This is a genomic window from Rhizobium sp. SG_E_25_P2, from assembly GCF_029892285.1.
Classification (GTDB): Bacteria; Pseudomonadota; Alphaproteobacteria; order Rhizobiales; family Rhizobiaceae; genus Rhizobium_E.
In genome coordinates this window covers 36,424-49,433 of sequence record NZ_JARXVM010000022.1, presented here as the reverse complement: position 1 = coordinate 49,433, position 13,010 = coordinate 36,424, and the positions used below count along the sequence as shown (strand labels likewise).

9 protein-coding genes are annotated in these 13,010 nt (G+C 64.7%); 5 read left to right on the top strand and 4 right to left on the bottom strand.

Annotated elements, in window-relative coordinates; genetic code table 11:
* The first annotated feature begins 63 nt into the window (after nucleotides 1–63).
* Genes M2360_RS23645 through M2360_RS23625 form a run of 5 tightly spaced genes read left to right on the top strand, consistent with a single transcriptional unit; the run spans nucleotide 64 to nucleotide 5,076 of the window.
* Nucleotides 64–717 (top strand): phosphoribosylanthranilate isomerase, encoded by a 654-nt coding sequence (locus tag M2360_RS23645; RefSeq protein ID WP_280777850.1) that lies wholly within the window; start codon nucleotides 64–66, stop codon nucleotides 715–717.
* 11 nt (nucleotides 718–728) lie between these two features.
* Complete coding sequence (gene trpB, locus M2360_RS23640; protein ID WP_280777849.1) at nucleotides 729–1,949, top strand: tryptophan synthase subunit beta; 1,221 nt, start codon at nucleotides 729–731, stop codon at nucleotides 1,947–1,949.
* 5 nt (nucleotides 1,950–1,954) lie between these two features.
* On the top strand, nucleotides 1,955–2,794 hold the full coding sequence (gene trpA / locus M2360_RS23635) for a tryptophan synthase subunit alpha (RefSeq protein ID WP_280777848.1): 840 nt from the start codon (nucleotides 1,955–1,957) through the stop codon (nucleotides 2,792–2,794).
* Between the two features lie 46 nt (nucleotides 2,795–2,840).
* A complete protein-coding gene (gene accD, locus M2360_RS23630; protein WP_280777847.1) occupies nucleotides 2,841–3,716 on the top strand; it encodes an acetyl-CoA carboxylase, carboxyltransferase subunit beta in 876 nt (291 codons plus the stop codon).
* A gap of 22 nt (nucleotides 3,717–3,738) precedes the next feature.
* On the top strand, nucleotides 3,739–5,076 hold the full coding sequence (locus M2360_RS23625) for a folylpolyglutamate synthase/dihydrofolate synthase family protein (protein WP_280777846.1): 1,338 nt from the start codon (nucleotides 3,739–3,741) through the stop codon (nucleotides 5,074–5,076).
* A 50-nt stretch (nucleotides 5,077–5,126) separates the two neighbouring features.
* Here M2360_RS23625 and trxA read toward each other — a convergent pair whose 3' ends face one another.
* The 4 genes from trxA to M2360_RS23605 all read right to left on the bottom strand — a co-directional run bounded on the left by trxA (nucleotide 5,127) and on the right by M2360_RS23605 (nucleotide 13,010).
* Nucleotides 5,127–5,447, bottom strand: a complete 321-nt coding sequence (gene trxA / locus M2360_RS23620; protein WP_280777845.1) for a thioredoxin — start codon at nucleotides 5,445–5,447, stop codon at nucleotides 5,127–5,129.
* Nucleotides 5,448–5,541: 94 nt separating this feature from the next.
* Entirely contained in the window at nucleotides 5,542–9,087 is a 3,546-nt protein-coding gene (gene addA / locus M2360_RS23615; protein WP_280777844.1) for a double-strand break repair helicase AddA, read from the bottom strand.
* Complete coding sequence (gene addB, locus M2360_RS23610) at nucleotides 9,080–12,265, bottom strand: double-strand break repair protein AddB (protein WP_280777843.1); 3,186 nt, start codon at nucleotides 12,263–12,265, stop codon at nucleotides 9,080–9,082. Before addB ends, addA begins: the two co-directional genes overlap by 8 nt.
* A gap of 1 nt (nucleotide 12,266) precedes the next feature.
* A complete protein-coding gene (locus M2360_RS23605; protein ID WP_280777842.1) occupies nucleotides 12,267–13,010 on the bottom strand; it encodes a nucleotidyltransferase family protein in 744 nt (247 codons plus the stop codon).

The following is a 13,010-nucleotide window of genomic DNA, read 5'->3' as shown; positions in this document are numbered from 1 at the left end:
TCCGGCGCGGGGATGGCGTAAAAACGGCTCGACTCTTACTCCATTTCATGCGAGTTGGGCCGGATGAAACTCGACATCAAAATCTGCGGATTGAAGACCGAAGAGGCTGTGGATCACGCCGTCCGTCTGGGCGCGACCCATATCGGTTTCATCTTTTTCGAAAAGAGCCCGCGCCATATCGAGCCCGCCGACGCCGGCCGTCTGGCCGATCGCGTCCGTGGCCGCGCCAAGATTGTCTCCGTCTCGGTCAATGCCGATGACGATGATCTCGACGAACTGATCGCCATGATCAAGCCCGACATTTTGCAATTGCATGGAACGGAGAGCCCCGACCGGGTTCTCACCGTAAAAGCCATGACGGGCCTGCCGGTGATGAAGGCATTGTCGGTGTCGACGTCGGAGGATCTTGCCCGGATCGAGGCCTATGACGGTCTTGCCAATCGCTATCTGTTGGACGCCAAGCCGCCCAAGGATTCCGATCTGCCGGGCGGCAATGGCGTGAGCTTCGATTGGTCGCTTCTCGCGGCGCTTGATCCCTCGGTGGATTATATGCTGTCCGGCGGCTTGACGAAAGACAATGTCGGCGACGCCATCCGCATCGCCCGTCCCAGGGGCATCGATTTGTCGTCCGGCGTCGAATCCGCGCCCGGCGTCAAGGACCTGGCGAAAATGGACGAATTTTTCGCCGCTGTGCGTCGCGCGACGCAGGCGGCCTGAGGAGAGAACGCGTGAACGAGATCGCAAAGCCCAATTCCTACCGCGCCGGACCGGACGAAGATGGTCGCTTCGGCATTTTTGGCGGCCGCTTCGTGGCCGAAACCCTGATGCCGCTGATCCTCGATCTGCAGGCGGATTGGAACAAGGCCAAGACCGATCCCGAATTTCAGGCTGAACTCGCCAATCTCGGCACGCATTATATCGGTCGCCCCAGCCCGCTCTATTTCGCCGAACGCCTGACCGCCGAACTCGGCGGCGCCAAGGTCTATTTCAAGCGCGACGAACTCAATCACACCGGCAGCCACAAGATCAACAACTGCGTCGGCCAGATCCTGCTTGCCAAGCGCATGGGCAAGACCCGTATCATCGCTGAAACCGGCGCCGGCCAGCATGGGGTCGCCTCGGCCACGGTTGCGGCCCGCTTCGGCCTGCCTTGCGTCGTTTATATGGGCGCGACCGATGTCGAGCGTCAGGCGCCCAACGTCTTCCGCATGAAGCTGCTCGGCGCCGAAGTGATCCCGGTCACCGCCGGCAACGGCACGCTGAAGGACGCCATGAACGAGGCGTTGCGCGACTGGGTCACCAATGTCGACGACACCTATTACATGATCGGCACGGCGGCCGGTCCGCATCCCTATCCGGAAATGGTGCGCGAATTCCAGTCGGTCATCGGCCGCGAGGCGCGCGAGCAGATGATGGCCGCCGAAGGCCGCCTGCCCGACATGCTGGTTGCGGCCGTCGGCGGCGGCTCCAACGCCATCGGTCTCTTCCATCCCTTCCTGGATGACGAGTCGGTCCGCATCGTCGGCGTCGAAGCCGGCGGCAAGGGCCTCGACGGCGAAGAACATTGCGCCTCGCTCACCGCCGGTTCGCCCGGCGTGCTGCATGGCAACCGCACCTATTTGCTGCAGGATGGCGACGGCCAGATCAAGGAGGGCCATTCCATCTCCGCTGGCCTCGATTATCCCGGCATCGGCCCCGAACATTCCTGGCTGAAAGATATGGGCCGCGCCGAATATGTGCCGATCATGGATGACGAGGCGCTCGCCGCCTTCCAGATGTTGACCCGCACCGAAGGCATCATTCCGGCGCTTGAGCCCAGCCATGCTTTGGCCGAGGTGATCAAGCGGGCGCCGAAAATGGGCAAGGACGAGATCATTCTGATGAATCTTTGCGGCCGCGGCGACAAGGACATCTTTACCGTCGGCAAGATTTTGGGAATGGGGCTCTGATCGCGATGACCGCACGCATGGACAAGAAATTCGCCGACCTCAAGGCTGAAGGCCGGCCCGCGCTCGTCACCTATTTCATGGCGGGTGATCCGGATTACCAGACCTCGCTCGAGATCATGAAGGCTCTACCGGGCGCCGGCGCCGACATTATCGAGCTCGGCGCGCCCTTTTCCGATCCGATGGCCGATGGTCCGGCCATCCAGCTCGCCGGCCAGCGGGCGCTGAAAAACGGTCATTCGCTCGCCAAAACCATTCAGATGGCGCGCGAATTCCGTGAGGGTGACCAGACCACGCCGATCGTGCTGATGGGCTATTACAATCCCATCTATATCTATGGCGTCGAACGTTTCCTCGATGACGCGGTGGACGCCGGCATCGACGGGCTGATCATCGTCGATCTGCCGGTCGAGATGGATGACGAGCTCTGCATCCCTGCTATCCGCAAGGGCGTCAACTTCATCCGCCTGACCACGCCCACCACCGATGACCGCCGCCTGCCCAAGGTGCTCACCAATACGTCGGGCTTCGTCTATTACGTCTCGATGAACGGCATCACGGGGTCTGCGTTGCCCGATCCATCGCTGATCGCCGGCGCCGTGCGCCGCATCAAGAGCCACACCGATCTGCCGGTTTGCGTCGGCTTCGGCGTCAAGACCGCCGAACACGCCCGCCTGATCGGCGCGGCCGCCGACGGCGTCGTGGTCGGCACCGCCATCATCAACCAGGTCGCGACCTCGCTTGACAAAGAAGGCCACGCCACGGCCGATACGGTCCAGGCAGTCGTCACCTTCGTCAACGGCTTGTCCACCGGCGTGCGCGCCGCTCGTCTTGCAGCCGCCGAGTAAAACAGCCATATCGGGGCGGAAACGCCCCCGGTCAGGAGTTTGAGCCATGAACTGGATCACCAATTTCGTCCGTCCGAAGATCAATTCCATGCTCGGCCGGCCCACCGCCGACGTGCCAGAGAATCTCTGGATCAAATGCCCGGAGACGGGCGAAATGGTCTTCCACAAGGATCTCGAAGCCAACAAATGGGTCATTCCCAATTCCGGCTATCACATGAAGATGCCGGCTAAGGAACGTCTGGTCGACCTGTTCGACGATGGTCGCTACGAGGCGCTGCCGCAGCCCAAGGTGCCGCAGGATCCGTTGAAATTCCGCGATTCCAAGAAATATGCCGACCGCCTCAAGGACGGTCGCGCCAAGACCAGCCAGGAAGACACGATCCTGGCCGGCGTCGGCCAGGTGCGCGGCGTCAAGATGGTCGGCGTCGTGCATGAATTCGCCTTCATGGGCGGTTCGCTCGGCCTCGCCGCCGGCGAAGCCATCATCAAGGCGTTTGAGCGCGCCATCGCCGAGCGCTGCCCGCTGGTGATCTTCCCGGCCTCGGGCGGAGCCCGCATGCAGGAAGGCATTCTATCGCTGATGCAGCTGCCCCGCACCACGGTGGCGGTGGAGATGCTGAAGGAAGCCGGTCTGCCCTATTTCGTCGTGCTGACCAATCCGACCACCGGCGGCGTCACCGCCTCCTACGCCATGCTCGGCGATGTGCATCTTGCCGAACCCGGCGCGGAAATCTGCTTCGCCGGCAAGCGCGTCATCGAGCAGACCATCCGCGAAAAGCTGCCGGAAGGCTTCCAGACCTCGGAATATCTGCTCGAACACGGCATGGTCGACATGGTTATCCGCCGTCACGACATTCCCGAGACGCTGGCGCGGATGACCCGCATGATGCTCAATCTGCCCGACATCGCCGAAGCCGCCTGATCGATAAGGCCGGGGAGGGCTGATGAACGCGACGCAACCAAGCCGCGCCGAGCAGGAGATCGAACGCCTCCTCGGCATTTATCCGCGCGGCTTCGATCTGTCGCTGGATCGCATCCGCCGGCTTCTCGACGATCTCGGTCGCCCGCAGGACCGGCTGCCGCCGGTGATCCACATCGCCGGCACCAACGGCAAGGGCTCCGCCACCGCGTTTTCCCGCGCCCTGATCGAGGCCGCCGGCCTGAGCTGCCACGTCCACACCTCGCCGCATCTGGTGCGCTGGCATGAGCGTTACAGGCTCGGCGCGCCGGGCGGCGGTCGTCTCGTTTCCGACGAGAAACTGCTGGAGGCGGTTCTCCGCGCTGAGCAAGTCAATGCCGGCCAGCCGATCACCGTGTTCGAATTGCTGACGGCGGTGATCTTCATCCTGTTTTCCGAACATCCGGCCGACGCCGCCGTGATCGAAGTGGGTCTGGGCGGCGAATTCGACGCCACCAATGTCTTCGATCATCCCGCCGTGTCGCTGATTATGCCGATCGCGCTTGATCATCAGGCCTGGCTCGGCGACACGATCGAACAGATCGCCGCCGCCAAGGCCGGCATCATCAAGCGCCGCCCAGTGGTGATCGGCAAGCAAGAAGACGCCGCCGCGCTCGACGTTCTCGTCGGCAAGGCCGAGCGCGCCGGCGTCGAACCGGCCATCTATGGCCAGGATTATCTGGCCTATGAAGAAAATGGCCGCCTCGTCTATCAGGACGAGGACGGGCTGATGGATCTGCCGCTGCCGGCTCTGCCGGGCCGTCACCAGTTCGCCAATGCCGCCGCCGCCATTCGCGCCGTCAAAAGTGCGGGCTTTGCGCTGAGCGAAGAGGTGGTGGCCAGGGCGATGAAGTCGGTCAGCTGGCCGGCGCGCCTGCAGCGCCTCAGAAACGGCAATCTCATTGCTTTCGCCCCGCCGGGCGCCGAGATCTGGCTGGATGGCGGCCATAATCCGCATGGCGGCCGCGCGGTCGCCGAGGCCATGGTCTCCTTCGAGGAGCGCGAGCCGCGCCCGCTCTATCTCGTCACCGGCATGATCAACACCAAGGATCCCAAGGGCTATTTCGAGGCCTTCGACGGTCTTGCCCACAAGGTCTATACGGTGGCGATCCGCAGTTCCGATGCGGGCCTCGATCCCGCTGCGCTCGCCCATGACGCCGCCGAAGCCGGTCTTCGCGCCGAGCCTGCCGCTTCCACTGCAGCCGCGCTGAGCCAGATTGCCGTCGAGACGGAAACCGATCCGGTCCCGCCGCGCATTCTCATCGGCGGCTCGCTCTATTTCGCCGGCACGGTGCTCGAAGACAACGGCACGCTGCCGGAATGACAAAGCCCGGCGCGAGGCCGGGCTTCATCGTCACATCTGCAAAACAGTTTTCAGGCGGCGCCGGAGATCCAGGCCGTCAATGCGGTCTTGGGCGATGCGCCAACCTTGATGTCGGCCACTTCGCCTGCCTTGAACAGCGCGAGCGTCGGGATCGAGCGAACGCCAAACTGGGCGGCGAGCTGCGGATTTTCGTCGATGTTCAGCTTGGCGATCTTCACCTTGCCGGCAAATTCCGAGGAGAGTTCCTCAAGCGCTGGCGCGATCATCTTGCACGGGCCGCACCATTCGGCCCAGAAGTCCACCACGACAGGCTCGGCGGAATTGAGCACTTCTTCCTGGAAATTGTTCACGTCGACTTTGACGGTGGCCATCGGAAATCTCCTTCTTGGGGCGGATCATGTGTGGCCGCCCAGGCTGGTTCGACACATATGTGGTCATGCGCCGGGATCGGTTCAATGAGGTAAATCATCGGGCCGAAATATCAAGCAGGGCTTTTTCAACTTCGGCCTCGGTGAGAGAATAAAGCTGTGGTCCTTCGGTGTAGAGCAGCAGGCAGCGGACGGTTTCCCCCGGAAAAATGGATTCCAATACCGAGCGATAGAGCGCGAGCTGGGCGCGATGGGCAAAGGGAATGTCCTCTCGGCGCTCCGGCGGCGACAGATTGGTCTTGTAGTCGAGGATAAACACGCCGTCGGCATTGCGTCCCATCCGGTCAATCCGGCCCGAGACGGCGAAAGTTCGTCCCCCAAGGCTGATCTCACCCATGATCGAGACCTCGGCCTTGGTGTCGGCGCGATGCAGGAAGGCAAGTTCGGGATCATCCAGAATGTCGAGCGCTTGGACGGCGATCCGCATCCGTTCCGGCTCGCTCCAATCCGGCGCCGCCCGCGACAGATAGCGCTCCGCAGCCTCGTCTCTCTCCATCTCGTCAAGCTCGGGCAGCGTCTGCAGCAGCCGGTGCATGATCTTGCCGCGCGTTTGCGCGCCCGATCCCGAGCGCTTCGGGTCAAACAGCAGCGATGTCACCTTTTCGTCGCCGGCGCTGTCATCGATCACCGCATGCGCGCCCGAGGGCGCGAGTGGTCGCGGCAAATCGGCGAGCGGCGGCAGGGGAGCATAAAGCCCCGGCGGCGGCTCTCTCGGCGCCAGCGGTCGCGTCTCAGGCTTTTCCTCCGCGACAGCAGCCTCGGCTTCGGCTCCTGCGTGGCGCCGCCAGGTCCAGCCCTTCCATTCCTGCGCCCCGGCGCGAAAGGTCTCGGGCTGGCAATGGTTCTCATCCGCTGTCAGCGCGGTGCGAACGATCTCCGACCAGGTGCCGGCATTCTCCCGCTTCTTCCGGTAGCTCGCCAGCACCAGCCGGTCCGACGCGCGCGTCATGCCGACATAGAGCAGCCGCCGATATTCCTCCTCGGCGCTCGCGCCCAGTCTGGCTTCGTCGGCGGTGATCACGGGGCATTGGAAATCGCGATTGGGATACCAGAGCGGCAGGCGAGGCGAAGCCGTTGCGGGATCGACGATCCGCATGCGCGGCAACAGCGTCTTGTCGAACGGCTTGCCGCCGCTATCGACCAGAAACACCACTGGCGCCTCTAGCCCCTTGGAGGCATGCACGGTCATGATGCGGACTTCGTCGCGGCCCTTGTCCTGCTCGCGCTTGATCTCGGGGGAATCCTCCTCCATCGTCGCGAGGAAGGTGGCGAGCCCCGGCAGTCCCGCCTGTTCGTGATCGAGCGCGAAGCTCAGGAATTCATCCAGCACGTCGCTGACTTCGGCGCCGAAGCGGGCCAGAAACAGCCGCCGTCCGCCTTCCGCGCCCAGGAGACGGGCATAGAAATCATGCGGGCGCAGCGAACAGGCCATCTTGCGCCAGCTTTCCAGCCGGTCGCGCGCTGTCCGCCAGCGCGCGGACGCCGCAGCCAGCGCGTTCAGTCTCTGCCATAGGCTTTCCGCCGGGCCGCGATCCGCTGCCAGTTCATAGAGCGCGTCTTCGTTCTCATTGATCAGCGGCGATTTGATCAGCGCCGCCAGCGACAGATCGTCTTCGGTGAGAATGAGGAAGCGGCCGAGCGCCATCAGATCCTGGATGGCGATATGGCTGGAGAGCACCAGCCGGTCGGCGCCGGCCACCGCCACGCGGCCGCCCTTCTTCAATTCGCGCGACAAAGTCAGCGCAAAGGCGTCGCGCTTGCGCACCAGCACCAAGATGTCGCCCGGCCGAATGAGACGCACGCTGCCATCGCGCTCGACCACGCTCTGTTTGCCGGCCATGGCCTCGATCGAGGCCGCCACGCGCCGGGCGAGCTCCGCCGCCGCCGAGCGTTCGGCCACCCGGTCGAAGGGCGCCAGCCAGTCATCATCTTCGTCCGCGCTCGTCTCCTCGGCGATGGTTTCCCAGAGATCGACGCGGCCGGCCTGGCCGATGCGGTTGGAGACATGCACGATCGCATCGCCGAGCGCGCTCAGGCCCTTTGCATTGGCGGGGTCGGTGAACACCTGGTCGACCGCCGTCAGCACATCCTCTGTCGAGCGGAAGGAGACGCGCAGATTGATCGGCCTGAAATCACGTCCTCCTGCTGCGGCGCGGCGCTCGGTCAGGCTGCGCTCTTCGGCGAAGCGCTCGGGACGCGCGCCCTGGAAGGAATAGATCGACTGCTTTTCGTCGCCGACCACGAAGATGGTGCGGTTCAGCGCCCGCGCGCTTTCGCCGGCGAAGAAATCCTCGGTCAGCGAGCGGATGATTTCCCATTGCGCCGGGCTGGTGTCCTGCGCTTCATCCACCAGAATATGGTCGATGCCCTGGTCGAGCTTGTAATGCACCCAGGGGCCAATGCCCTCTTTCTTCAGCAGCGCTTCGGTGCGGGTGATGAAATCTTCGAAATCGAGGAAGCTGCGCTCTTTTTTGAGCACCTCGTAATTGTCGATCAGCCTTTCGCCGAGGATCAAGGCCGACAGCGTCGCCTCATAGAGACGGGCGGTCTTGTAGTCCTGCCAGATACGCGCCAGCCATCCTGTCGCGCCCAGCAGCCGGTCGATGAGGTCTGCGTCGCGGTTGCGCATATCCTTGTTGGCATAGGTGCTTTCGGCATAGGGCGCTTCATCCGTCGCCTTCAGCAGCCCCTCGCGCAGCATGATCAGCCGCTTGACCGGATCGTCCTCGCGGTCGGCAAGGCCCAGCGCATAGGCGCAGCCTTGCGCCTTGGACCCGCCTTTGTCATTGGCGAGATTGATATAGGCCATGACATCTGCGGGCGAGAATCCGGCTAACGGCCATGCGCGGGCTGCGGTTGACGCGAGCGTTGCGCCCGGCTCCAACCCCAGCGCCTCAGCGAGGACAGATTCAAAGCCGCCCCGGTCGCGGCTATAAGCAAGAAATCGCCGGATGGCCGTGCGGTTTTGGATCAGGTCGTTCAGCAGCCGGTCGAGGCCGCTTTCATCGCCGATCGACAAAGCGTCGTGAAAGGCCCGCGCCAGCGCCTCATCGCCCTCGGCCTGCGTCGCCGTCAACAGCAAGCGCCGGGCTTCCGACAGCAGGCTCGCCGCCGCCTTGTCATCAAGCACGCTGAAATGGCCGGCGACATTGGCCTCCAGCGGAAACTGGTGCAGCAGTGATTCGCAAAAGGCGTGAATGGTCTGGATCTTCAGCCCGCCCGGCGATTCCAGCGCCCGGGCGAAGAGCTTGCGCGCCTCCGCCAGCTTGAAGGCGGAGGGCGTTTCGCCCTCCATCGCCGCGATATCGCGCGCCAGCTGCTCGTCGTCGAGCGCCGTCCAGCGCGACAGTTTCTCGAACACGCGGTTCGACATTTCCGACGCCGCCGCCTTGGTGTAGGTCAGGCAGAGAATGGCCGAGGGCCTGGTGCCGTTTAGCATCAGCCGGATGACGCGCTGGGTCAGCACATGCGTCTTGCCGGAGCCAGCATTGGCCGACACCCAGACCGACATTCCGGGCGAGGATGCGGCGTTCTGGAGAAGCGTCGTTTCGCTAAGCGGCGTCTTGGCAATAGCCTCACTCATCGCCGGCCTCCTCGTCGCTGTCGGCGGAGGACCATTCGGCCACCCGGGCGAGATGGTCGTAATCGCCGCCATGATCGCTGTCGCGGAACGGCGCGACGCGGGATTTGAATCCGGCTTTGCCCGTCTTCAGCGCCGCCGTCAGCTTGGCGAGCTGCAACAGCGCTTCGGTGGCCAGCTCATCGGCCGTGCGCCGGTCTTCCGGCTTGGTCTTGGTGGATTTCTCGTTGTTGACGCAATCGACCTTGAAATTGCGGCCCGGCCTCAGCCGCACATACAGCAGATCCTCGGCCTGACGCGCCTTGAGATCGGCAAAACCGCCCGCTTTCAGCACCGCCGCCTCCAGCGCAAGCTGCGGCTCAAGCAGCGTGCGCGCTTCCTTGGGCGAGGGGCCGAGCCCGGTTTTGTAGTCGATAATGTCGGCGCGGCCGTCCTTGCGCAGATCGATACGGTCGGCGCGGCCCGACACGGTCAGCCCCGGAAGCCTATGCTCGCCGCGGATTTCCACGAAGGACTTATCGATCAGCGGCCGACGCTCGGCCTCGTGGGTGAGAAATTCCCGCGCCACTTCCAGAAAGCGTGGTCGCCAGACGGCTTCGACATGCGGGGGCAGGGCAGCTTCCGCAAAGACCTCGGTCGTGATCCGCGCGATCACCTCGAATGCGCCGGGCGCGCGCGCATCATGTCCGGCCTTGATGAAGCGCTCGACCACGGCGTGATAGAGATTGCCGCGCTCCAGCGCCGCCGGCTCGCGGTTGAACGGCTCCAGCGGATCGAGCTTGAGAATGCGCCGGGCATAGATCTGGTAGGGATCGCGGCGCAGTCGGCCCGCTTCGCTGAAGGAATAGCGCTCCGGCTGTTTCTCCGCCGGCGGAAAAGGTTCGGGACGCGGCGAAAACGGCTGTTCGTCGCCATAATCAAGCGATTCCGCCAGCGCCCGATACGCGTCGCCGCGCTGTCGCATCGCCTCCGTCACGCTTTGGCCTGCAGCGGATTGCAAGCGTTGCAGGAAGCGCGAGGCGACCGAGGGCGCGCCGCCCTGGCGGAGCGCGCGGGTCAGGATCACCTTCTGCGCCCCCAGTCCCATCACGAAATCATGCGCCGCTTGCCCGATGCGCCGCTCCGGCGGCTCAAGCCCGATCTCGGTCTTCATCATGCGTGAGAGGAAGGGATTGTTGGCCGTCTGCGCCGGCCAGATCCCCTCATTGAGACCGCCGAGCACGAGCGTGTCCACCTCCAGAAGACGCGCTTCCAGCGTGCCCCAGATCATCACGCGCGGATGGTCGTTGGATTTCGGCTTCACCCCGACCCCGGCGATCAAGGCCGTCAGCGCGTCGATCCATTGCGGCCCGTCGGCCTCCAGCACATCGCCGGTCTCCTGCAACTCGCGCAACAGCCGCGCCAAGGTCACGCCCGCTTCGCTCGACCACAGGCTTTCGAGACTGTCGCGTTCATCCAGGCAGAAAGCTTCCAGCGCCTGTCCCGTCGCCTGAGCCCAGGCGGGCAGGGAATAACGCTGGATCGGCCGACCAAAGTGGTCGCGCGTCGCCATCTTGGTCAGCGGCTCGACCGCCTGTTCGATCCGCCGCGACAGGGTGATCAGCATCTCCAGCTGATCCTCGATCAGCAGAAGCTGCTGCCAATGGGTCTTGTGCGGATTGTCCTTCAGCCGGGCGATGGCTTCGGTCACTCGGGGCGTCAGCGCCGAGGGATTGGCGGGCGCCGTGCCGCCGCGCAATGTCAGCAGTTCCAGCCGGTTGACCTGCGTGGTGAGCGCGGCGCGGTCCATGCCCAGCCGGATGATCGGATGTTTGAGCAGGCTGATCAGCGCTGCGGGGTCGCCGGGCCTGAGAGTGGCTTCCAGCACCAGCCGCGCCAGCGCTCCCTGCGGCGCGGTCATCAACGGCGCGCCCGCCGAATCATCGGCCTCGATGCCGAAGCGCTTGAGTTCAGAGGCGACGCGACGGGCGAGATTGCGGTCCGGCGTCACCAGCGCCGCCCTTGTCCGGGCCGCGCCGTCGGTGGCGTTCAGCGCCAACTTGAGCGCGATCGCCGCGGCCAGCGCCTCTTCGCGCTCATTGGCGGCCTCGATCAGCGCCATGTCCTCAAAGGCCTCGGCCAGCGCCGGCTCGCCGGTCTCGTCGCGCCAGGCGCGGTGATTGGCTTCGGCTTCCGCAGGCGTGAAAGCCTGGCTGACGGCGCGGCCGCGCAGGCGCAGTCCGTCTTGCTCCAGCGCCAGCGGCGCGACGTCGCGCCGCTCGGTCTTCAGCCGGGCGAGCAGATGATAAAGCCCATATTGTGGATGGCTGCGGCTGGCCGGATCGCCGTCCTTTTTGCCGTCGGCGGCAAGGGCGCCCGCCAGCCGCCAATGGGTCTCGGGCATGTCGAGATCGAGCCCCGGCAGCACCACGCGTCCGCAATCGAGCCCGTGTATCGCCTCGATCAGCTCGGCGGTCGCAGGGATCGAGCCGGTCGAGCCGGCCACGATCACCGGATGCGGCGTCTGTTCGCGCATATAGCGCCGGGCTTCGGCGCGGATCGCCTCGGCGCGGTGGGCGGCGGGCGAGGAGCGATTGAGTTCAGACAGCCGCTCCGGCCAGAAGGCGCGGGCGATCTTCAGGAATTCCCCGGTTAGCTGCTGCCAGATGGCGCGGTCGCCGAGATCGATCCGATCGAGCCCATCCCAGCCGGTCTCCTCGGTCTCGATCGCATCGATCAGCTCCACCAGGCTGCGGGCTAGCCAGATGGCGTCGGCCGGGCTTGCCGGCGCCACCAGCGGCGAATCCGTATGGATGTCGCGCAGCATGGCCGGCAGCTTGTTTCGCCAGGCGAGAATCAGGCGAGACAATTCAATGAGCCGGCGAACAGGCGAGATCGGCGGCAAGAGATCGAGCGCCGCATCCGGCGTCTCGTCGAAATAGCCGGCGTCGTCGTCGATCTCGCCGAGCGGACGGATGACCGGCAGGATCGCCGCGCGTCCCGCCATCAGGTCGACGAATTCCGACCGAAGCGCGCGCGCCGCCCGCCGCGTCGGCAGATAGATCGTCGCCCGCGACAAAGACAGCGGATCCTCAGGCGTCAGGCGGAAGGAGGAGACGAGTAGCCCTTCGACGAGCGCCCGCGCCAGCGTCTTCAGAAACGGTGCGCCGGGCGGAATGGTGAAGACGCGGGGGTCGCTCATCTCACTGGCCCGCGCGATGGCGGCGCACCACAGCTTCGGCGGGCGCAATCGCCTCGGGCGTGCCGGCGGTCGCCCAGTCGCCGTCGAGCAGCAGGCCCTTTAGCCTGCCCGCCTTGATCGCCCGGTCGAAATAGATGTTGAGATTGAAAGCGCCCTCCGGCGCATCGGCAAACAGTCTGGAGTCCAGCACGATCGCGCCGGCATAGATCACGCCTTGCCCGCCCGTCTCTGCGGTCGCCTCGCGGGCGCGGATCAGATCGCCATTCTCGACCAGCCGGAAGTCGTCGCCGCCGTCATGGCCGGTGGCCTTTTCGGTCGGCGCCAGCAGCATCGCCATATCCATGGTTGCGGGATCAAAGAAGCGCGCCAGCCTGGCGAGATTGCCCGCCTCGCCCTTGCCGTCACCTGCCCAGAACAGATCGGCGTTCATCACATAGACAGGCCCTTCGGGCAGCAATCTCAAGCCCTTGACCAGCCCGCCGCCGGAATTCAGCAGCGCCGCGCGTTCGTCCGAGATCAGGATCTCCAGCTCGGAATAGGCGCTGAGATGCGCTTCCATCTGCTCGGCGAGATAATGCACATTGACGACGGTCCGGCGCACGCCGGCCTCTTTCAGCGCATCGAGCGCATAGTCGATCAGCGGCTTGCCGGCGATCGGCACCAGCGGCTTCGGCATCGTGTCGGTGATCGGGCGCATGCGGGTTCCAAGCCCCGCCGCCAGCACCATGGCGTTTTCGATCGTCAT